Here is a 22668-nt window from a genome sequence, read left to right on the forward strand (position 1 = left end):
GCGCACTGTGTGCAGCGTAGCACCGGCAAGGGTGAGGATTACAGGGTGGCCATACGCCACATCGGCGCGTCAGCGCGGGGCCTGCCTGATCCTGTGGGAACAGGCACGCCCCGCGCTGAAGGCAATGCGGCTACAACGCCTCCAGCTCCGCCATCAGGTCGCTCAACCGATCGACCTTGGCGTCATCCAGCGCGCTGTCCTGCAGCCCGCGCACATAGTCCGCCAGCTCTTCCACCGTGCTGCACTCGAACATCGCCCGCAGCGGCACGTTCAACTGCAGGGCCTTCTGCACCCGCGAGGCGATCTGTGTCGCCAGCAGCGAATGCCCGCCCAGCTCGAAGAAGTTGTCGCGCACTCCCACCCGTTCGGCCTTGAGCACATCGGCCCAGATGCCGGCGAGGGTCTGCTCCAGCTCGTCGCGCGGCGCCAGGTAGGCCTGGCTGTGCTGGCCGCCGATCTCGATGGCCGGCAGCGCCTTGCGGTCGAGCTTGCCGTTGGCGTTGTGCGGCAGGCTGTCGAACCAGCCCCAGTGCAGCGGCACCATGTACTCCGGCAGTTCGGCGCGCAGGCGCTGCTTGAGCTGGTCGAGCAGCGCGGCGTCGGCGGCGACGCCCTGGTGCGCCACCAGGTAGCCGACCAGGTGCTTGCCGTTGACGCCTTCCTGCACGCCCACCGCGGCATCGCGCAGTTCGGTTTGCTCGTGCAGGCGTGCCTCGATCTCGCCCAGTTCGATGCGGTAGCCGCGGATCTTCACCTGATGGTCGATACGCCCGACGTACTCCAGCACGCCGTCCGGACGACGGCGAGCCAGGTCGCCGGTGCGGTACAGGCGTTCGCCCGGTGCACCGTACGGGTGCGGGATGAAGGCCTGCGCCGTGCGCAGCGGGTCGCCGACATAGCCACGGCCCACGCCGGTACCTGCGACGCACAGCTCGCCCACCGCGCCCAGCGGCACCAGGGTCTGGTCCTCGCCGAGCAGGTACAGGCGGTTGTTGTCGGTCGGCGTGCCGATCGGCAGGTAGCTGCCCTGGGTCGACGCGGCATCGACGCGGAAGAACGCCACGTCATCCGAGCACTCCGCCGGGCCATAGGCGTTGACCAGGCCGATGGCCGGGTAGCGCTGCAGCCACTGGGCGGCCAGCTCGGGCGGCATCGCCTCGCCGGTCGGCAGCATCCAGCGCAGGCCGTCGAGGGCCTGGTGGTCGTTGGCCAGCATGCCCTGGATCAGCGACGGCACGCTCTCCAGCACGGTGATGCCGGTGGCCTGCACATGGCTCAGCAGGCCTTGCGGGTCATGGGCGATGGCGTTCGGCACGATCTGCACCTTGGCCCCGAACAGCGGCGCGGCGAGGAACTGCCACACCGAGATGTCGAAGCTCTGCGAGGCGGTCTGGGCGATCACGTCCTGCTCGTCCAGGGCCAGGTACGGCACCTTGCTCAGCTGGTTGTTGAGCATGCCGCGCTGCTCGACCATCACGCCCTTGGGCAGGCCGGTGGACCCGGAGGTGTAGATCACGTAGGCGAGGTTGTCCGGCGCGCTGTGGATGCCGGGGTTGTGGCTGGCCACGTTGCTCGCCTGCAGCTCTTCCCAGACCAGCAGCTTCGGCCGCGCCGCGCCCGCCACTTCGTCAAGCAGCTGGCGCGCCTGCTCGGCGCAGGCCGCGCTGCACACCAGCACCGGCGTGCGGCTGAGCTCGACGATGCGTTGCAAGCGCGCGGACGGCAGGCCCGGATCCAGCGGCAGGTAGCCGGCGCCGGCCTTGAAGCTGCCGACGATCATGCCCAACAGCGCCAGGCCGCGCTCGGCCAGCAGCGCCACCGGCTGGTCGATGGCCACGCCGGCCGCGACCAGGGCATGGCCGAGGCGGTTGGCCGCCACGTTCAGGCCCGCATAGTCGTAAGCGGCCGCCTCGCAGCGGGCGACGGTGCGCTGCGGGTGCGCGGCGACCCGCGCCTCGAACAGCTCGACGTAGCTCTGCTCCAGGGCGTAGCTGTGCTCGGTGCGATTGCAGTCCTCGAGCAGGAAGCGCTGCTCGTCGGCACCCAGCAGCGCCAGCTCATCCACCTCGCCATTGAAGCCCTCGACCAGCGCCAGCAGCAGGCGCTTGAACTCGGCGAGCAGGCGCTCGACGGTCGAGTAGTCGAAGTAACGCTGGTCGAACGACAGGTGCAGGCCCAGGTCATCGCCCGGGTAGCACACCGCGGTCAGCGGGAAGTTGGTGTGGGTGCGGCCCGAGTCGGAGCTGGCGTCCAGGTGCTGGGCGTGGTCGAGTACGGTGGTTTCCACCGGGGCGTTCTCGAACACGAACAGGCTGTCGAACAGCGGCTGGCCCTTGGGCAGCTCGCTGCACTCCTGGATCGCCACCAACGGCAGGTACTCGTACTCGCGCAGCTGCATGTTACGGTCGAGCAGGCCTTGCAGCCAGTCACGCACGCTGCGTCGCTCGCCGGGCTGCGGCATCTGCACGCGCAGGGCGATGCTGTTGATGAACAGGCCGACCGTGCGCTGCATCTGTGGCAGGCTCACCGGACGCCCGGCCACGGTGACGCCGAACACCACGTCGCGGTCGCCGCTGTAACGGGCCAGGGTCAGCGCCCAGGCCGCCTGGGCGAAGGTGTTGACCGTCAGCTGGTGGGCCTGGGCCAGTTCGCGCAGGCGCGCGCCCTCGCTCACCTCGAGGCGGGTGTAGCAATCACCCACTACCATGCCGTCACCGACGTGATCGTGGCGCAGCGGTCGGTCGCTGGGGATCGCCGTGGCCCGTTCGAAGCCGGCCAGGTTGGCCTGCCACCACTGGCGCGCCTCGTCGAGGTCCTGGCGCTGCAGCCAGCCGATATAGTCACGGTAGCGCGGCGGCACCGGCAGCTGGGCCTGGCGCCCTTCGCCCAGGGCCTGGTAGATCTCGAAGAAGTCGTTCATCAGCAGCGAGCGGCACCAGGCATCGATGAGAATGTGGTGGTTGCTCATCATGAACCAGTAGCGTGCGTCGTCGACGCGCACCAGGCGCAGGTGGAACGGCGCTTCGCGCAGCAGTTCGAATCCGGCCTCGCGCTCCTGCTTGTGCAGGGCCTGCAGGCGCGCTTCCTGGGCGGTCTCGTCGAGGCCGCGCCAGTCCTGGTAGTCCACCGGGGTCTTGCCGGGCTTGTGGATGATCTGCAGCATCGCTTCGCCGGCGTTCCAGCTGAACGACGCACGCAACGCCTCGTGGCGCGCCACCACGGCCTGCCAGGCCTGGGCGAAGCGCTCGGGGTCGAGGGCACTGTTGATGCGGTAGCGGTCCTGCATGTAATAGATGCCGGTGCCCGGCTCGAGCAGGGTGTGCAGCAGCAGGCCTTCCTGCATCGGCGTCAGCGGGTAGACATCCTCGATCTCGGCGGCCGGGATCGGCAGCGCGTCGATCTGCTCCTGGGTCAGTTGCGCCAGCGGGAAGTCCGACGGCGTGAAGCTGCCGTTGCCGTCCGCCAGGCAGCGGCCGACCAGGGCCAGCAGTTCCTGGCGGTAGGCTTCGGCCAGGCGGGCAATGGTCGCTTCGTCGTAGCGCTCGGCGCTGAAGCTCCAGCGCAGTTGCAGCGCGCCACCGTACACCTGGCCATCGACGCTCAGCCAGTTCGGCAGCGGCGCGTCGAGGTCATGGGCCAGGCCTGCGGGGGCGTCCAGCGGCTGGAACAACGCCGCCTGGTCGAACTGCTGGTCGAACTGGCCCAGGTAGTTGAAGGTGATGCGCGCCTGGGGCAGCGCGGCCATGCGTTCGCGCCCGGCCTCGTCGGCCAGGTAACGCAGCACGCCATAACCCAGCCCCTTGTGCGGCACCTGGCGCAGCTGCTCCTTGATGCGCTTGATCGAGCCGGCACGGGCCGATTCGCCCTCACCCATCTGCGGGCTCAAGCTCAGCGGGTAGGTATTGGTGAACCAGCCGACACTGCGGGTCAGGTCCATATCCTCGAACAAGCCGTCGCGGCCATGGCCCTCCAGTTGCACCAACACCTGTTGGTCGCCGCTCCACTGGCACAGGGTGCGCGCCAGGGCGGTCAGCAGCAGGTCGTTGACCTGGGTGTGGTAGGCCGCCGGCGCCTGTTGCAGCAGCTGACGGGTCTGTTCGACGTCCAGTTCGATGGCGATGCTGCGGGCATGGCGGTGCAGGTTGCCACCCTGGGGATGATCGCAGGGCAGTTCGCGGCGGGCGCTACCCAGTTGGGCTTCCCACCAGCCCAGCTCGTCGCGCAGCGAATCGCTGCCGGCATAGCTGGCCAGGCGCGCCGCCCAGTCGCCCATGGCATGGGTCTTGGCAGCCAGCGTTTCACCGCGGTACAGCGCCTGCAGGTCTTCCAGCAGGACGCGCCAGGACACACCATCGACCACCAGGTGATGGATCGCCAGCAGCAGGCGCTGGGCACCCTGGCCGTCGCTGACCAGCAAGGCACGCAGCAGCGGCCCCTCGGCAAGGTCGAGGCTGCGCTGCACATCGGTATAGAGCGCCTGGCAGTCCTCGAAGTCGGTCACCGTCGCGGTCCACAGCAACGGCTGGGCGCTCTGCTGGGCGTACTCGCCCCGCCAGCGGCCGTTGGCCTGGTCGAAGCGCAGCCGCAGGCTGTCGTGGTGCTCGACCAGCGCGGCCAGGGCCTGCTCCAGCGCCTCCGCCTGCAATGGCTGGCGCGCCTGCAGCAGCACCGCCTGGTTCCAGTGCTGCGGTTGCGGCACTTCGCTGTCGAAGAACCAGTGCTGGATCGGCGTCAGGCCGCTGTGGCCCTCGCGCGCGCCCTGCTCGATGCTGCTCGGCGCCTCGCTGCGGGTCACCACGGCCGCCAGGGTCTGGATGGTCTGGTGCTGGAACAGGTCGCGCGGGGTGAACTGCAACCCCAGCTGGCGGGCCCGGCTGACTACCTGGATCGACAGGATCGAGTCGCCGCCCAGTTCGAAGAAATTGTCCTGCACGCCGATGCGCGACTGGTTGAGCACTTCGCGCCAGACCTGCGCCAGCTGGCTTTCCAGCTCATTGGCCGGGGCCTGGTAGTGTTGGCGCGCCTGCTCCAGGTCCGGCGCCGGCAGCGCGCGGCGGTCGAGCTTGCCGTTGCCCATCAGTGGCAAGCTGTCGAGCAGCACCAGGTGCGCCGGCACCATGTAGTCCGGCAGATGCTGGCGGGCATCGGCCTTGACCGCCTCGCGCAGCAGGGCCTGGGCCTCGGCGTCGGCGCCGGCCTGCGGGCACACCAGATAGCCCACCAGCTGCTTGCCGCCCGGCAGGTCGAGGGCCAGGACCACCGCCTCCTCGACGTCGGCGTGCTCCTGCAGGCGGCTCTCGATCTCGCCCAGCTCGATACGGAAGCCGCGGATCTTCACCTGCTGGTCGGCACGCCCGACATATTCCACCAGGCCATCGGCGCGCAGGCGCACCAGGTCGCCGGTGCGATACAGGCGGCCACCGTCATGGCTGAACGGGTCGGCGACGAAGCGCTCGGCGCTCAGGCCTGGGCGGTCGTGATACCCCTGGGCCAGGCCCGCGCCGCCCACGTACAGCTCACCGATGCCACCCTGCGGCAACAGGGCCAGGTCGTCGTCGAGGATATAGGCTGTGCGGGCGCCGATCACCCGGCCGATCGGCACGCTGCCGGCATCGACGGGCAGCGTGTCCGGCGCCAGGCACGCCAGCGGCATGACCACGGTCTCGGTCGGGCCATAGGCGTTGAAGAACTGTTGCGGGGCAAAAGCCTGGCGGATGCGCAGCAGGTGTTCGCCGGTCAGCGCCTCGCCACCGGTGATCACCAGGCGCACCGGCAACTGCTCGCCCTGCCCGGCCAGGTACTGGGCCAGCTGGCTGCCGTAGCTCGGGGTGAAGCCGAGCACGCTGACCTGCTGTTCACGTACCAGCTGGCAGATTTCCTCGGCGCCCCATTGGCCCTGGGCGCGCAGCACCACGCGGGCGCCGCACAGCAGCGGTACCAGCAGGCGTTCGCTGGCGGCGTCGAAGTTGATCGAATAGAAATGCAGCTCGCAGTCGTCGCTGCGCATGCCGAACTCGGCGATCACCGCCTTGCAGTGCATGGCGATTTCACCGTGGCTGACCACCACGCCCTTGGGCTTGCCGGTGGAGCCGGAGGTGTAGATCAGATAAGCCTGGTGCTGCGTCAGGTTGAGGTTGTCCAGGGCGGCGTCGCTGTAGGCGGACAGGCTCGCGGCATCGTCCTCCAGGCTCCAGCGCGCGACACCTGGCGGCAGTTCGCCCAAGGTGTCGAGCAGCGCCCGCTGGCCGATCAGCAGGCCAAGGCGGCTGTCCTCGATCATGTAGCGCAGGCGGTCGAGCGGGTATTCCGGATCCAGCGGCACGTAGGCGCCACCGGCCTTGAGAATGGCCAGCAGGCCCACCACCATCTCCAGCGAGCGCTCCAGCGCCAGGCCTACCCGCACCTGCGGGCCTACGCCGCGCTCGCGCAGGGCGCGGGCCAGGCGATTGGCCTGCTGGTCGAGCTCGGCGTAGCTCAGGTGCTGGCCGGCAAAGGTCAGGGCCAGGGCATGCGGGGTACGCTCGGCCTGGGCGGCGAACAACCCGTGCAGCGTCTGGTTCAGCTCGAAGTCCTGCTCGCCCTGGAGCTGACCGATCAGCACCTGCTGTTCGGCCTCGGCCAGCATCGGCAGTTCGCACAGGCGCTGTTGCGGGTCGTCGATCAACGCCACCAGCAGTTGCTGCCAGTGCTCGGCCATGCGGGCGATACGCGGTTCGTCGAACAGGTCGCGGCTGTAGGTGAAGCAGCAGCCCAGGCGGCCATCGAGGTCGGTGACCTCCAGGTACAGGTCGAACTTGGTGGCGCTGGCGTCGTTGACCAGGTAGTCCACCTGCATGCCCACCAGCTCACGGCTCTGCTGGAAGGCCCAGCGCTGCACGTTGCACATCACCTGGAACAGCGGGTTGTAGGCGCTCGAACGCGGCGGCTGCAGGGCCTCGACCAGTTGCTCGAACGGCAGGTCCTGATGCGACTGGCCGTCGATGATGGTCTGGCGCACCTGGTCGAGCAACGCGCCGGCGCTCATCTGCCCGTCCAGCTCGCAGCGCAGCACCTGGGTGTTGAGGAAGGCGCCGATCAGCCCTTCGCTTTCCGGACGGATGCGGTTGGCCACCGGCGCGCCGATGCGCAGGTCGCGCTGGCCGCTGTAGCGGTGCAGCAGCGTGGCCAGGGTGGCGGTCATGGTCATGAACAGGGTCAGGCCGCGCTGGCTGTTGAAGGCATGCACGCGCTTGACCAGCGCAGGATCCAGGTCGAAGCGGTAGAGCTCGCCGCGGTGGCTCTGCACTGCCGGGCGCGGACGGTCGGCCGGCAGCGCCAGCACCGGATGCTCCTCGCCCAGACGGTCTTTCCAGTAGGCCAGCTGACGGGCGCCCTCGCCGCCTTCCAGCCACTGGCGCTGCCAGACGCTGTAGTCGAGGTACTGCACCGGCAGCGGCGCCAGCGGCGACTCGCGCTCGTCGACGAAAGCCTCGTACAGCTCGCCCAGTTCACGGGCGAAGATGTCCATGGCCCAGCCTTCGGTGACGATGTGATGCAAGGTCAGGACGAAGTAGTGCTCGCGCTCGCCGGCCTTGACCAGGCAGGCACGCAGCAGCGGGCCACGCTCCAGGTCGAACGGCTGGTGCGCCTGGTCGTCGGCCAGTTGCTGCAGACGTTGCTGGCGGGCCTCGTCGGCCAGGGCGCTGAAGTCGTGCCAGTGCAGTTGCAGGTGGCTGTCATCGGCCACGCACTGGTACGGCTTGCCGTCGATGCTGGGGAAGGTGGTGCGCAGGGTTTCATGGCGCACGATCAGCGCCTGCAGGGCACGCTCGAAGGCGTCCACGTGCAGCGGTCCCTGGAAGCGGGCCATGCCGCCGACGTTGTAGGCGGGGCTGTGCGGGTCCATCTGCCAGAGGAACCACATGCGCTGCTGCGAGTACGACAGTGGCACGGCCTGGCGGCGGTCGACACGGGCGATGACGCCTTGCCGGTTACGCTCGCCGCTGCCTTGCAGGCGGGCGATCTCGGCGCAGAACGCGCCCAGTTCGCTGGCGTCGAACAGGGCCTTGAGCGGTAGCTCGACATCCAGCGCCTGGCGGGTACGCGAGACGATCTGGGTGGCCAGCAGCGAGTGGCCGCCGAGGGCGAAGAAATCGTCCTGCAGGCCAACCTGCGGAAGGTTCAGCACCTCGCGCCAGATCGCCGCGACCTGCTGCTGCAGCGCGCTTTGCGGCTCGACATGCTCACGTTGCTGCCAGACCGGCGCCGGCAGCGCCCTGCGGTCGACCTTGCCGCTCGGCCCCAGGGGCATCTGCGCCAGGTGGATGAGCTGGGCCGGCACCATGTAGGCCGGCAGGCACTCCGCCAGCGCGGCCAGCAGCGCGTCGCTCTGCTCGATGCCACTGTAGTAACCCACCAGTTGGGCGCCAACGGCGTCCTGGTGAATCAGCACCAGGGCCTGGGCAACACCCGGCTGGGCCAGCAGCACCGCCTGCACTTCCTCGGGCTCGACGCGGAAACCGCGCACCTTCACCTGCTGGTCGAGGCGGCCCAGGTACTCCAGGGCCTGGCTCTGCACATGCCAGCGGGCACGGTCGCCACTGCGGTACAGGCGCGCGCCGTCGCCATCGGGCTGGGGCACGAAACGCTCGGCGGTCAGCCCCGGGCGGCCGAGGTAGCCACGGGCCAGGCCCGCGCCCCCCAGGCACAGCTCGCCGGGCACGCCCGGCGCGCTCAACTCGAACTCGTCGTCCAGCACCCGGCACAGCACGTTGCCCAGCGGGCGGCCGATCGGCGAGCGTTCGCCATCACTCGCCTGGCAGTGCCAGTGGGTGACGTTGATGGCGGTTTCGGTCGGGCCGTAGCGGTTGTGCAGTTGCACTTGCGGCAGCAGTTGCAGCACGCGGTCACGCAAGGCCGCGGACAGCGCCTCGCCACCGGAGAACAGCCGGCGCAGGCTGGTGCAGCCAGCGGCCAGCGGCTCCTGGACAAACACCTGCAACAGCGGCGGCACGAAGTGCAGCGTGGTCACCCCGTGTTGCTGGATCAGCTGGGCGATGCGCTGCGGGTCACGGTGCTCGCCGGGGCCGGCCAGCACCAGCTGGCAACCGGTGACCAGCGGCCAGAAGCACTCCCACACCGACACGTCGAAGCTGATCGGTGCCTTCTGCATCAGCACGTCGCTGGCGTCCAGCGCGTAGGTTTGCTGCATCCACTGCAAGCGTTCGGCCAAGGCCGCGTGGGTGTTGCCCACGCCCTTGGGCTGGCCGGTGGAGCCGGAGGTGTAGATCACGTAGGCAAGGTTGTCGCCGTGCAGGTGCAAGCCCGGGGCCTGGCTCGGCCAGCTGTCCAGGTGCAGCTGATCAAGGGCGATGGCGCTGACGCCGTCCACCTGCGGCAGCTTGTCGAGCAGGCTGGCGTGGCTGAGCAGCAGGCCGGCCTTGCAGTCGGCCAGCATGTAGGCCAGGCGCTCGGCCGGGTAGTCGGTGTCCAGCGGCACATAGGCGGCGCCGGCCTTGAGAATGGCCAGCAGACCGACCAGCAACTGCGGCGAACGCTCGAGGGCAATGGCCACGCAGGTGTCCGGGCCGACGCCCTTGTCGCGCAGGTAATGGGCCAGGCGGTTGGCCTGCTGGTGCAACTCGGCATGGCTGAGCTGGCCGCCCTCCCACACCAGCGCGGTGTGCTCGGGGGTCAGGCGGGCCTGTTCATTGAGTTGCTCGACCAGCAGCCGCGGCGCGCTCGCCATCGGCGCCTGCCCCCAGCCGAGCAGTTGCGCGCGGCCCTGCTCGTCGAGCAGGCGCACCTCGCCGAGGGCCAGTTGCGGCTCGGCGCAGACCTGCTCGAGCAAGGCCAGCAGATGGCTGGCCAGGCGCTTGACGGTGGCCGCCTCGAACAACCCGGCGGCGTAGTCGAAGGCCAGCGTCAGGCGGCCCTGGTGGTCTTCCTCGCTGTGCAGCTGCAGGTCGAACTTGGCCTCGCGGCTGTGCCACGGCAACTCTTCGGCCAGCAGCCCGGGCAGGCGGCGCAGGGCCGACAGGTCGCGCTGCTGGTGGTTGAACATGACCTGGAACAGGCCCTGTTCACGGGCCTGCGGCAGCGCTTCGAGCAGTTGCTCGAACGGCAGGTCCTGATGGGCCTGGGCTTCCAGGGTAGCCTGGCGCGCCTGGGCCAGCAGCCCGGCGAACGGCAGGCGGCCGTCGAGTTCGGCGCGCAGCACCTGGGTGTTGATGAAAAAGCCCACCATGCCCTGGGTTTCCAGGCGCGGGCGGTTGGCGTTGGGCACGCCGACGCGGATGTCGCCCTGGCCGCTGTAGCGGTGCAGCAGGGCCTGCCAGCCGGCCAGCAGGACCATGAACAGGCTGGCCTGCTGGTCGCGGGCCAGGTCCTTGAGGGCGCTGGTCAGCGCCGCCGGCACCTTGAGGCTGTGGCGCGCGGCGCGGGTGTGCTGCTGGCTGGCGCGGGGCTGGTCGGTGCACAGGTCGAGCACCGGCAGTTCATCACCCAACGTGTTCTTCCAGTAGTCGAGCTGACGGGCGCTCTCGCCGTCGGCCAGCCACTGGCGCTGCCACTGGCCGTAGTCGGCGTAGCCCAGCGTCAGTTCGGGCAGTTGCACGGCCTGGCCTTGGGCGGCGTACAGGCGGGCGAACTCATCCAGAAGGATATTCAGCGACCAGCCGTCGGCGACGATGTGGTGCAGGGTCACCCACAGCTGGTGCTCTTCGTCGTCCAGGCGCGCCAGGGTCACCCGCAGCAGCGGGCCCTGGCGCAGGTCGAACGGCTGCTGCGCCTCGTCCTCACGGCGCGCGGCCACTTCGGCGGGCGACAGCCCTTCGAGGTCCAGATGGCGCAGGGTGAACGACGGGGCCGGCAGGATGCGCTGCACGGCCTGGCCGTCGACCTCGTCGAACAGCGTGCGCAAGGATTCGTGGCGGGCGACCAGGGACTGGAAGCTCGCCAGCAGCGCCGCTTCGTCCAGCTCGCCGCGCAGGTGCAGGCCGGCGGGGATGTTGTAGGCGGCGGACTGCGGCTCCAGTTGCCACAACAGCCACAGGCGATTCTGCGCCAGGGACTGCGGCAACGCCTGGTCGCGGTCCTGGTTGTGGATGACGCCGGCGGCGCTGCCGCCTTCGGCGAGGATGGCCGCCACGGCGGCGCTGTACTCGGCCAGGGTCGGTGCTTCGAACAGGATGCGCAGGCTCAGTTGCAGGCCCAGCTCGTCGCCCAGGCGCGCCGTCACCTGGGTGGCGGCGATGGAGTTACCGCCCAGCAGCAGGAAGTGATCGTCCGCCGCCACCGATTCGACCTTGAGCAGCTCACGCCAGATGCCAGCGATCCGTGCCTGCAGGTCGTCCCCAGCCACGCCATTACCCTGCTCCGTTTGCGCCGTCGGGAACCGCGCATAGATATCCAGGCTGCCGTCGTTCATGCGCAGGCGGCAGGCCGAGCGCTGCAGCTTGCCGCTGGAGGTCTTGGGCAGCGCGCCGGGGTTGAGCAGCAGGACCACGGCCGGCGCCTGGCGGCAGGCGTCGGCGATGACCCGGCGCAGGGTGTTGATCAGCGCCTCGGGCGTGTGCGCCTTCTGCACGTTGCGGCTGATCTCCACCGCCACGCCAATGCCTTCCTCGCCCTGGTCGTCGACGGCGAATACCGCCACACGCCCCTTGCGCAGCACCTCGACCTCACGCTCCAGGGTCTTTTCCAGGTCCTGCGGGTAGATGTTCTGGCCACGGACGATGAGCATGTCCTTCAGGCGCCCGGTGACGAACACCTCGCCGTCGCGCATGAAGCCCAGGTCGCCGGTGCGCAGCCAGGTCTGGCCGTCCATCTCGACGAAGGTACGGGCGCTGGCCTCGGGGTTGCGCCAGTAACCCAGGGCGATGCTCGGGCCACCGGCCCAGATCTCGCCCACCTGGTTGTCAGCCAGCACCTGCAGCTGTTGCGGCTCGACGATGCGCACCGCGTGGTCCGGCTGCGGATAGCCGCAGCTCATCAGCACGCTGCCCTTGCCCGGCTCGGCACGGTTGGCGGCGAAGGCCTCGGCATCCAGTTCCAGGGCGCCGATGCCCTGGCCACGGCGGCTGCCGCTGACGAACAGGGTGGCCTCGGCCAGGCCGTAGCTGGCGAAGAAACTGCTGGCGTCGAAGCCACAGGCGGCAAATTTTTCGGCGAAGGTGTCGAGGCTGTCCTGGCGGATCGGCTCGGAACCGGAATAGGCCACGCGCCAGCGGCTCAGGTCCAGGCCGGCGATTGCGGCCTCGCTGACCCGCTCGCTGCACAGGCGGTAGGCGAAGTCCGGGCCGCCGCTGATGGTGCCGCCGTATTCGCTGATCGCCTGCAGCCAGCGCAGCGGCCGGGCGAGGAAGTAGCCCGGCGACATCAGCACGCAGGGCACGCCACTGAAGATCGGCTGCAGCAGGCCGCCGATCAGGCCCATGTCGTGGTACAGCGGCAGCCAGCTGACGATCACGTCGTCCGGGTTCAGGTCGATGCCGAAGCCCTGGCGGATCAGTTGCTCGTTGGCCACCAGGTTGCCATGGCTGACCTGCACGCCCTTGGGCAGCGCGGTGGAGCCGGAGGTGTACTGCAGGAAGGCGATGTCATTGCCTTTGAGCTCAGGCTCGCGCCACTGCCCGGCCAACTGCGGGTCCAGGCGATCCACTGCCAGCAGGCCCGGGGCGTTGGCCCCTGCCAGGGCTTCGAGGCCCTGCAAACTGTCACACAGCGCTTCTACCGTCAGCAGCAGGCGCGGCTCGGCGTCGTCGATGATCGACAGCAGGCGCTCCTGGTGATGCTGACGCGAAGACTCCGGCGGATACGCCGGCACGGCGATCACCCCGGCATACAGGCAGCCGAAGAAGGCCGCGACATAGTCCGGGCCGCTGGGGAACAGCAGCACGGCGCGCTCGCCGAACCCGACCCGGGCCTGCAACGCCGCGGCGATGGTCCGCGCGCGCTGGTCGAGGTCCCGGTAGCTGAGCACCGCCTGCTCGCCGGGCGCGTCGGCCAGGAAGCGCAAGGCAATGCGCTCAGGGGTCTGGGCGGCGCGCTGCGCCAGGGCCTGGACCAGCGAGTGCGGGAGTTCGAAGGCGTCCGTCATGGAATGTTCCTGCCAGTGTCTGGGTGAGTCGCGCCTGACTGGCCCGCGCACGACAGGCGGGCAGTGTTCGGCAGCCGAGATGTACACAGGGGAACGGATGGGCCTGGGAAGAAATTAGGCCCGTCGGACGGCCCGGGAAGGCCGGGCGCAGAGGGATGGAGTGAAGCCGTTCACAGCCTGGAGCTTAGAATCAAAATGGATCAAAACTCATTAACTTTCGTATTTGACAATCATTATCATTACGAATAGTTTGTCGCACGTCGTAGGAAGCCTCCCTCAGGGGTGCGCTCCCACTCCTCTTCGAGACAAGGTGATTTCCATGGCGGAACAACTATCCACAAGTAAGTGCGATTCACCATTACTCCAGGCATTCGTCGACAACCGCAGCATCCTGGTGAAGATCGCGGCGCGCATCACCGGTTGCCGCTCCCGCGCCGAGGATGTGGTGCAGGACGCCTTCTTCAGGCTCAGCGCCGCCCCGCAGATCACCTCTTCATTCAAGGCCCAGCTCAGCTACCTGTTCCAGATCGTGCGCAACCTGGCCATCGATCACTACCGCAAGCAGGCCATGGAGCTGAAATACACCGGCAGCGAAGAGGAAGGGATGAACGTGGTCATCCAGAACGCCTCGCCTGAAGCCACCCACATCAATCTCGCCGCCCTGGAGCACATCGCCGACGCCCTCGACGAACTGCCCAAGCGCACCCGCTACGCCTTCGAGATGTACCGCCTGCATGGCGTGCCACAGAAGGACATCGCCAAGGAGCTGGGGGTGTCGCCGACGCTGGTCAACTTCATGATCCGCGATGCGCTGATCCATTGCCGCAAGAGCAGTCGCCTGGGCTGAGCTGTTCTCCATCGATTCTGCTGGACCCTGTGGGAGCGGGTTTACCCGCGAAGAATCCAACGCGGCGCCTGGCACCGGCTGCGCCGGTGTTCGCGGCTGAAGCCGCTCCCACAGGAGCACGCCTTTGCCTCGGGCACTGCAGAATCCTGCACGCTCATTACTGAATACGCGGCAACTTCGCCGAAATTTAGTCGTGCGGCGCTTCGACGGTGATCTTGTAGGGCTTGAAGATGCGCAGCAGTTCGCCATTTTCCCGCAGCTGGCGCAACAGGCTGGCGAAGGCCTCGGGGCTGATGGCCGCACCCGGGCGCAGCAGCGCGTAGTGATGGTAGACCTGATCGACCCGTTGCGACGCCAACAACTGGCCGGCGCTGTCCGGGTTGCGCTGGAGGAAGTCGCTCAGGTACGAGCGGGTGACCAGGGCGATGTCGGCACGCCCGCGCTCGACCATGTTCAGGTTGCTGTCGTGGGAATAGGTCAGCGTGGCGCGGTAGCGCTTCTTCAGCCAGGCCGGGTCCGCGTTGAAATCGGCGAAGGCGTAGTGGTAGCCATTGAACAGCGCCAGGCGCTTGCCCTCGAGGTCGTCGAAGTAATGCTGGTCACGCCCGGCCTGCTGGCGGCTGACGAAGATCTCGGCATCCTCCAGGCCCATGTCCACCGCCTTGTGCTCGATCTCCTGCCAACCCCACTGCGGATTCTCGAAGATCGCCATGTCGGTGCGGCCCTGCTGGAAATCGCCGAAACGCCGGGGAATCGAGGTGGGCACCAGGACGAAACGATACAGGGACTGCGAGCGATTGAGCGATTCCACCAACTGCGGCAGCAGGCCGGTATCGGCACCCTGCTCCGGGCGCACGGTGTAGGGCGGGAAATGCGCCGCCCCAATCTTCACTTCCCGCACCACCTCGGCCTGCGCCGCAGCACTCAGCAAAACCGTCGCGAACAGCAACAGGGCGGACGACAGCTTGGCATTGGGCAGTGGAGTCAAGTCGGGACACTCATCACGGGTAAAGGCCTGAATGCGCCTAAGCTAGGCGTTTTCCCGCACAGGCACAACCGCCGAATATGCCAAAGTGCCAGGGGATGTCGTGGGCCTCGAGTTTGGCTACGCTCTACTGGCCTGCGCACGCGCCCCGGCGAGCGCGCAGGCTTTTCTGCATTGATAGGGAGCCTGGCATGGGCCATTGGTTGGTGATCGACCTGGAAGCCACCACCGACGACGGCGGCTGGCCGGTCACGGAGATGGAAATCATTGAAATCGGCGCAAGCCTGGTCACCCGCGATGGGCGCGAGGTCGACCACTTCCAGCGCTTCGTACGGCCCCGGCGGCGGCCGCAGCTGACCCCCTTCTGCTGCGAGCTGACCCACATCGGCCAGGCCGAGGTCGATGCGGCTGCGCCCTTCCCCGAGGTCTGGGCCGCGTTCGAACGCTGGCTGGGCCATCACCAGGCACAGTTGCAGGCCTGGGTCAGCTGGGGCGACTACGATCGCAAGCAGCTGCTGCAGGAATGGCAGGCGCACCATGTGCGCAGCCTGCTCGAGCAACTGCCGCACATCAACCTCAAGCAACGCTTCGCCAAGGCCCGCCACCTGCAGCGCCCGGCAGGCCTGAACAGCGCCCTGCAACTGGCCGGCCTGCAGTTTTCCGGGCAACAGCACCGGGCCCTGGAAGACGCCCGCAACACCGCACGCCTGCTGCCCCTGAGCCTGCCGCCGGGCAGCGCCTGAAACAGATGACGCAGGGGCGGGCCTTGGGCATACTGGCCAGCCCTTTTTTCAGTCCTTTTTCAGGAGTCGCCCGATGTTCAAGGTCAATGAGTACTTCGATGGCACCGTCAAGTCGATCGCCTTCGAAGGCAAGGAAGGTCCGGCCACCGTGGGCGTGATGGCCCCGGGCGAATACGAGTTCGGCACCGCCAAGCGCGAGATCATGCACGTGGTCTCCGGCGCCCTGAGCGTGAAGCTGCCGGGCAGCGACAACTGGGAAACCTTCAATGCTGGCGACAAGTTCAACGTGGCCGCCGACAGCAAGTTCCAGCTGAAGGTCGCCGTGGATACCGCTTACCTGTGCGAGTACCGCGACTAAGCGATAGCCTGCACCGGCCTCTTCGCGGGTAAACCCGCTCCCACAGGGTTCGAGCATTGCACCGTCCCTGTGGGAGCGGGTTTACCCGCGAAGAAGGCTGCATCAATCTTTCAGGAAAGCCGCCACCCGCTGCGCCGCCGCCTGCATGTGCTGCTCATGGCTGAACCCCGACGCCTTCAACGGCTTGAGGTCATGATCGGCCGCCACCAGCCAGCTCACCTCGATCGCCGGCGATAGCTCATATCCTTGCACCGCCTCACGATTGCCCAGGGCATCCCGCTCGCCCTGCACGATCAGCGTGCGCGTGCGTAGCCCGGCCAGGTGCTCCACCCGTGGCTTCTCAGGCTTGCCCACGGCATAGAACGGATACCCCAGGCAGACCAGCGCATCGGCGCCCAGTTCGTCTGCCAGCAAGCTGGCCATGCGCCCGCCCATGGACTTGCCGCCGACAGCCAACCGCCCTGCGACCAATGGTCGCAGCTGGTCGTATACAGTCCGCCAGCATTCGAGCAACACCTTCTGCGGATTGGGCGGTCGCTTGCCACCGTTCAGGCGCCGCTCGGCCATGTACGGAAACTCGAAGCGCACCACCCCTACCCCTTGCCCTGCCAGCCTTTGCGCCATGTCCTCCATGAACCCGCTGTCCATTGGCGCACCGGCGCCATGGGCCAGGATCAGGCAGCTGGAAATGCCGCGATCCTCCGCCATTTTCGGAGGATCGCAGCGCAAGCCTGGGACATTTCCGATCTTCGCCCATTGATCCCCGTCAATACCGGCACTTTGCCCATTAATCATGCTTGCCTCGCTGTTTAGCCTGCCTATAACCGTGGATGGGAACCCATACATGAACACAACCAGCAGTACCGCCTACAACTACCAGGTGGTCCGCCAATTCGCCATCATGACGGTGGTGTGGGGCATCGTCGGGATGGGGCTCGGCGTCTTCATTGCCGCCCAGCTCGCCTGGCCCGCCTTCAACCTCGACCTGCCGTGGACCAGCTTCGGCCGCCTGCGACCCTTGCACACCAACGCGGTGATCTTCGCCTTCGGCGGCTGTGCCCTGTTCGCCACCTCCTATTATTCGGTGCAACGCACCTGCCAGACCACCCTGTTCGCGCCACGCCTGGCCGCGTTTACCTTCTGGGGCTGGCAGCTGGTGATCCTGCTGGCGGCGATCAGCCTGCCGCTGGGCTACACCAGCACCAAGGAATACGCCGAACTGGAATGGCCGATCGACATCCTGATCACCATCGTCTGGGTGGCCTATGCCGTGGTGTTCTTCGGCACGCTGATGAAGCGCAACACCAAGCACATCTACGTGGGCAACTGGTTCTTCGGCGCCTTCATCCTCACCGTGGCGATCCTGCACATCGTCAACAACCTGGAAGTGCCGGTCAGCCTGACCAAGTCCTACTCGCTGTATGCCGGCGCCACCGATGCCATGGTGCAGTGGTGGTACGGCCATAACGCCGTGGGCTTCTTCCTGACCGCCGGCTTCCTGGGGATGATGTACTACTACGTGCCCAAGCAGGCCGAACGTCCGGTGTACTCGTATCGCCTGTCGATCGTGCACTTCTGGGCGCTGATCACCCTGTACATCTGGGCCGGTCCCCACCACCTGCACTACACCGCGCTGCCGGACTGGGCGCAGTCGCTGGGCATGATCATGTCGCTGATCCTGCTGGCCCCGAGCTGGGGCGGCATGATCAACGGCATGATGACCCTCTCGGGCGCCTGGCATAAGCTGCGCAGCGACCCGATCCTGCGCTTCCTGGTCGTCTCGCTGGCGTTCTACGGCATGTCCACCTTCGAAGGCCCGATGATGGCCATCAAGACGGTCAACGCCCTGTCCCACTACACCGACTGGACCATCGGCCACGTCCACGCCGGCGCCCTCGGCTGGGTGGCGATGATCTCGATCGGCGCGCTGTACCACACCATCCCGAAAGTGTTCGGCAAGGAGCGCATGTACAGCCTCGGGCTGATCAACGCGCACTTCTGGCTGGCCACCATCGGCACCGTGCTCTACATCGCCTCGATGTGGGTCAACGGCATCGCCCAGGGCCTGATGTGGCGCGCGGTCAACAGCGACGGCACGCTGACCTACTCGTTCGTCGAAACCCTGGTGGCCAGCCACCCAGGCTTCGTCGTGCGCTTCGTCGGCGGCGTGATCTTCCTCAGCGGCATGTTCCTGATGGCCTGGAACACCTGGCGTACCGTGCGCGCCCCGGCCGCCGAGCAAGCCACCGCCAACGCCCAGCTGGCTTGAGGAGTAGAGCCTGATGAACCATGAAGTCGTTGAGAAAAACATAGGCCTGATGGCCCTGCTGATGGTGTTCGCCGTCAGCATCGGCGGCCTGACCCAGATCGTCCCGCTGTTCTTCCAGGACGTCACCAACAAGCCGGTCGAGGGCATGAAGCCCTACACCGCCCTGCAGCTCGAAGGCCGCGACATCTACATCCGCGAAGGTTGCGTGGGCTGCCACTCGCAGATGGTCCGGCCGTTCCGCGCCGAGACCGAGCGCTACGGCCACTACTCGGTGGCCGGCGAGAGCGTGTGGGACCATCCGTTCCTGTGGGGCTCCAAGCGCACCGGCCCGGACCTGGCCCGCGTCGGCGGCCGCTACTCGGACGACTGGCACCGCGCGCACCTGTACAACCCGCGCAACGTGGTGCCGGAGTCGAAGATGCCGTCGTATCCGTGGCTGGTGGCCGCGCAGGTCGACAACAGCCACACCGACGTCAAGATGCGCGTCCTGCGCGGCCTCGGCGTGCCCTACAGCGACGACGACATCGCCGGTGCCAAGGACGCGGTCAAGGGCAAGACCGAGATGGACGCGCTGGTCGCCTACCTGCAGGTGCTCGGCACCGCGATCAAGAACAAGAGGTGAGTGCGATGGAAATGGACATCGGCATGATCCGCGGCCTGGGCACCCTGGTGGTGATGATCGCCTTCATCGGCCTGTCGCTCTGGGTGTTCAACCGTCGCCGCGACCGTGATTTCGCCGAAGCGCGCCTGCTGCCCTTCGTCGACGACCGCCTGCCCCCCGCCGGGCAGGAACCTGCTGCAATGAGGAGTACCCGGCAATGACCACCTTCTGGAGTACGTACATCAGCGTACTGACCATCGGCAGCCTGATCGGCCTGACCTGGCTGCTGCTCGCCACCCGCAAGGGCCAGAGCAGCGACACCACCGACCAGACCATGGGCCACAGCTTCGACGGCATCGAGGAGTACGACAACCCGCTGCCGAAATGGTGGTTCTGGCTGTTCGTCGGCACCCTGGTGTTCTCGGTCGGCTACCTGATCCTCTACCCGGGCCTGGGCAACTGGAAAGGCATCCTGCCCGGCTACGAGAATGGCTGGACCCAGGTGGACGAGTGGCAGAAAGAGATGGACAAGGCCGACGCCAAGTTCGGCCCGATCTTCGCCAAGTACGCCGCCATGCCGGTGGAGGAAGTGGCCAAGGATCCGCAAGCGCTGAAGATGGGCAGCCGGCTGTTCGCCTCCAACTGCTCGGTGTGCCACGGCTCCGACGCCAAGGGCTCCTACGGCTTCCCCAACCTGACCGACAGCGACTGGCGCTGGGGCGGCGAGCCGGAGACCATCAAGGCCTCGATCATGAACGGCCGCCACGGCATCATGCCGGGCTGGTCCACCGTGATCGGCGAGCAGGGCGTGGCCGATGTGGCGGCGTTCGTGCTGACCAATCTCGACGGTCGCACCCTGCCGGCTGATGCCAAGGCCGACCCGGCCAAGGGCAAGGAGCTGTTCGCCACCAACTGCGTGGCCTGCCACGGGCCAGAAGGCAAGGGCACCCCGGCCATGGGCGCGCCGAACCTGACCCACCCGCAGGCGTTCATCTACGGCTCGAGCTTCGCCCAGCTGCAGCAGACCATCCGTTATGGCCGTCAGGGCCAGATGCCGGCGCAGCACGACATCCAGGGCAACGACAAGGTCCACCTGCTGGCGGCCTATGTGTATAGCCTGTCGCAGGAGCAAGTGCCTGAAACCGTAACCGCCAAGTAATACCTCGTGGGGCAAGCCTCACTCGACCGCGCTAACTTCATGCGCGACCCCTGTAGGAGCGGCCTTGTGCCGCGAAAGGGCCGCAAAGCGGCCCCGGCGATCTTTGTTAAATACTGAAATCCCGGGGCTGCTACGCAGCCCTTTCGCGGCACAAGGCCGCTCCTACAGGTTCTAGCGCAAATCCCGCCCCGCCCCTACGCCTTGCACCCCCTCCGAACACAACTAAGCTTGTTGCCACAGTGGCTCCGCTCGCAGCGACCGGAACAGACGTGGTGCACAGCCTGACATCACGCCTCGACTCCACGCTCACGAGCCTGCGGCTTTGGGATGACGCCTTGCGTGCCCGTCCCCGATTAAAAAGCTTGACCGAACGATCAGAAAAACATGGAAAACGGTACACATTACAAATATTTATTTGTGTACAATCATCCAGCCCAAGAGCCGCGGGACGGCGGTGAAAAGGGTCTGGACACGGGTCGGCGCAGGTTTCCTTGCGTTGCCATAACCCTGGTGGTTATCGATACTGGCGCCGATTTACCAACCAACAAGAACACCCAAACCGTGGAACCTTAGAATGAGCACTGCAATCAGTCCGACTGCTTATAACTATAAGGTCGTCCGCCAGTTCGCCATCATGACGGTGGTCTGGGGGATCCTTGGCATGGGGCTCGGCGTCTTCATCGCCTCGCAACTGGTATGGCCCCAGCTCAACCTGGACCTGCCATGGACGAGCTTCGGCCGCCTGCGCCCGCTGCACACCAACCTGGTGATCTTCGCCTTCGGTGGCTGTGCCCTGTTCGGCACCAGCTACTACGTGGTGCAGCGCACCTGCCAGACCCGCCTGATCTCCGACAGCATGGCCGCCTTCACCTTCTGGGGCTGGCAGGCGGTGATCGTCGGCGCGCTGATCACCCTGCCGATGGGCTTCACCACCACCAAGGAATACGCCGAGCTCGAGTGGCCGCTGGCGATCCTGCTGGCCATCGTCTGGGTCACCTACGCCCTGGTGTTCTTCGGCACCATCGTCAAGCGCAAGACCAAGCACATCTACGTCGGCAACTGGTTCTACGGCGCCTTCATCGTGGTCACCGCGATGCTGCACATCGTCAACCACATCTCGCTGCCGGTGAGCCTGTTCAAGTCCTACTCGGCCTACGCCGGCGCCACCGACGCGATGATCCAGTGGTGGTACGGGCACAACGCCGTGGGCTTCTTCCTCACCACCGGCTTCCTCGGGATGATGTACTACTTCGTGCCCAAGCAGGCCGAACGCCCGATCTACTCCTATCGCCTGTCGATCGTGCACTTCTGGGCGCTGATCACCCTGTACATCTGGGCAGGTCCCCACCACCTGCACTACACCGCACTGCCGGACTGGGCGCAGTCGCTGGGCATGGTGATGTCGATCATCCTCCTGGCGCCGAGCTGGGGCGGCATGATCAACGGCATGATGACCCTGTCGGGCGCCTGGCATAAGCTGCGCACCGACCCGATCCTGCGCTTCCTGGTCGTCTCACTGGCGTTCTACGGCATGTCCACCTTCGAAGGCCCGATGATGGCCATCAAGACGGTCAACTCGCTGTCGCACTACACCGACTGGACCATCGGCCACGTCCACGCCGGCGCCCTCGGCTGGGTGGCGATGATCTCGATCGGCGCGGTCTACCACATGATCCCGAAACTCTACGGCCGCGAGCAGATGCACAGCGTCGGCCTGATCAACGCGCACTTCTGGCTGGCCACCATCGGCACCGTGCTGTACATCGCCTCGATGTGGGTCAACGGCATCACCCAGGGCCTGATGTGGCGCGCCATCAACGACGACGGCACCCTCACCTACTCCTTCGTCGAAGCCCTGCAGGCCAGCCACCCGGGCTTCATCGTCCGCGCCCTGGGCGGTGCGTTCTTCGCCTCCGGCATGCTGCTGATGGCCTACAACGTGTTCCGTACCGTGCGCGCCGCCAACCCGGTTCAGGCTGAGGAAGCCGCCAAGATCGTCGTCGTGGGAGCCCACTGATGAAGCATGAAGAAGTCGAGAAGAATATCGGCCTGATGGCCTTCTTCATGGTCATCGCCGTCAGCGTCGGTGGCCTCACCCAGATCGTCCCGCTGTTCTTCCAGGACGTCACCAACAAGCCGGTCGAGGGCATGAAGCCGCGTACCGCGCTGGAGCTCGAAGGCCGCGACATCTACATCCGCGAAGGCTGCGTGGGCTGCCACTCGCAGATGATCCGGCCGTTCCGCGCCGAGACCGAACGCTATGGCCACTACTCGGTGGCCGGCGAAAGCGTGTGGGACCACCCGTTCCTGTGGGGCTCCAAGCGCACCGGCCCGGACCTGGCCCGGGTCGGCGGCCGCTACTCGGACGACTGGCACCGCGCCCACCTGTACAACCCGCGCAACGTGGTACCGGAATCGAAGATGCCGTCGTACCCGTGGCTGGTGGAGAACAAGCTCGACGGCAAGGACACCGCCAAGAAGATGGAAGTGCTGCGCACCCTGGGCACGCCGTATACCGACGAAGACATCGCCGGTGCCCGCGACGCGGTCAAGGGCAAGACCGAAATGGACGCCATCGTCGCGTACCTGCAAGGCCTTGGCACCCTCATCAAAAGCAAACGGTGACGC

The 22668-nt window shown here is 66.9% G+C and carries 12 protein-coding genes; 9 read left to right on the forward strand and 3 right to left on the reverse strand.

Annotated features, from left to right (window positions below):
• Positions 1 to 130: 130 nt before the first annotated feature.
• Positions 131 to 13078: a non-ribosomal peptide synthetase gene (locus PRtIB026_RS21070; RefSeq protein ID WP_267812856.1), complete on the reverse strand. Its 12948-nt coding sequence runs from the start codon at positions 13076 to 13078 to the stop codon at positions 131 to 133.
• 319 nt (positions 13079 to 13397) lie between these two features.
• On the opposite strand from PRtIB026_RS21070, the gene PRtIB026_RS21075 reads away from it, so the two are divergent.
• Positions 13398 to 13925: an RNA polymerase factor sigma-70 gene (locus PRtIB026_RS21075; RefSeq protein WP_203651777.1), complete on the forward strand. Its 528-nt coding sequence runs from the start codon at positions 13398 to 13400 to the stop codon at positions 13923 to 13925.
• Positions 13926 to 14112: 187 nt separating this feature from the next.
• Here the strand turns inward: PRtIB026_RS21075 and PRtIB026_RS21080 are convergent, their stop codons facing one another.
• Positions 14113 to 14913 (reverse strand): substrate-binding periplasmic protein, encoded by an 801-nt coding sequence (locus tag PRtIB026_RS21080; RefSeq protein WP_203651775.1) that lies wholly within the window; start codon positions 14911 to 14913, stop codon positions 14113 to 14115.
• Between the two features lie 188 nt (positions 14914 to 15101).
• Here PRtIB026_RS21080 and PRtIB026_RS21085 point away from each other — a divergent pair, with 188 nt between their 5' ends.
• Complete coding sequence (locus PRtIB026_RS21085; RefSeq protein ID WP_203651773.1) at positions 15102 to 15653, forward strand: exonuclease domain-containing protein; 552 nt, start codon at positions 15102 to 15104, stop codon at positions 15651 to 15653.
• 73 nt (positions 15654 to 15726) lie between these two features.
• Positions 15727 to 16011, forward strand: a complete 285-nt coding sequence (locus PRtIB026_RS21090; RefSeq protein WP_038705716.1) for a pyrimidine/purine nucleoside phosphorylase — start codon at positions 15727 to 15729, stop codon at positions 16009 to 16011.
• A 102-nt stretch (positions 16012 to 16113) separates the two neighbouring features.
• On the opposite strand, the gene PRtIB026_RS21095 is transcribed toward PRtIB026_RS21090, so the two are convergent.
• Positions 16114 to 16806: an alpha/beta family hydrolase gene (locus tag PRtIB026_RS21095; protein WP_203651771.1), complete on the reverse strand. Its 693-nt coding sequence runs from the start codon at positions 16804 to 16806 to the stop codon at positions 16114 to 16116.
• Positions 16807 to 16855: 49 nt separating this feature from the next.
• Here PRtIB026_RS21095 and ccoN (PRtIB026_RS21100) point away from each other — a divergent pair, with 49 nt between their 5' ends.
• From ccoN (PRtIB026_RS21100) to ccoO (PRtIB026_RS21125), 6 genes are all read left to right on the forward strand, one after another.
• Complete coding sequence (gene ccoN / locus PRtIB026_RS21100; protein ID WP_050706570.1) at positions 16856 to 18280, forward strand: cytochrome-c oxidase, cbb3-type subunit I; 1425 nt, start codon at positions 16856 to 16858, stop codon at positions 18278 to 18280.
• 13 nt (positions 18281 to 18293) lie between these two features.
• The gene (gene ccoO / locus PRtIB026_RS21105) at positions 18294 to 18902 is read left to right on the forward strand and encodes a cytochrome-c oxidase, cbb3-type subunit II (RefSeq protein WP_028692880.1); all 609 of its coding nucleotides are present in this window, start codon (positions 18294 to 18296) and stop codon (positions 18900 to 18902) included.
• A gap of 5 nt (positions 18903 to 18907) precedes the next feature.
• Positions 18908 to 19102, forward strand: a complete 195-nt coding sequence (locus PRtIB026_RS21110) for a cbb3-type cytochrome oxidase subunit 3 (RefSeq protein ID WP_023632287.1) — start codon at positions 18908 to 18910, stop codon at positions 19100 to 19102.
• Complete coding sequence (gene ccoP, locus PRtIB026_RS21115; protein ID WP_203651769.1) at positions 19099 to 20040, forward strand: cytochrome-c oxidase, cbb3-type subunit III; 942 nt, start codon at positions 19099 to 19101, stop codon at positions 20038 to 20040. The genes PRtIB026_RS21110 and ccoP overlap by 4 nt, the downstream gene beginning before the upstream one ends.
• A gap of 574 nt (positions 20041 to 20614) precedes the next feature.
• Positions 20615 to 22057 (forward strand): cytochrome-c oxidase, cbb3-type subunit I, encoded by a 1443-nt coding sequence (ccoN, locus tag PRtIB026_RS21120; RefSeq protein WP_011533054.1) that lies wholly within the window; start codon positions 20615 to 20617, stop codon positions 22055 to 22057.
• On the forward strand, positions 22057 to 22665 hold the full coding sequence (ccoO, locus tag PRtIB026_RS21125) for a cytochrome-c oxidase, cbb3-type subunit II (RefSeq protein WP_203651768.1): 609 nt from the start codon (positions 22057 to 22059) through the stop codon (positions 22663 to 22665). Before ccoN (PRtIB026_RS21120) ends, ccoO (PRtIB026_RS21125) begins: the two co-directional genes overlap by 1 nt.
• The last annotated feature ends 3 nt before the right edge of the window (positions 22666 to 22668 follow it).

Source organism: Pseudomonas sp. RtIB026, from assembly GCF_016861355.2.
GTDB classification, from domain to species: Bacteria; Pseudomonadota; Gammaproteobacteria; order Pseudomonadales; family Pseudomonadaceae; genus Aquipseudomonas; species Aquipseudomonas peradeniyensis.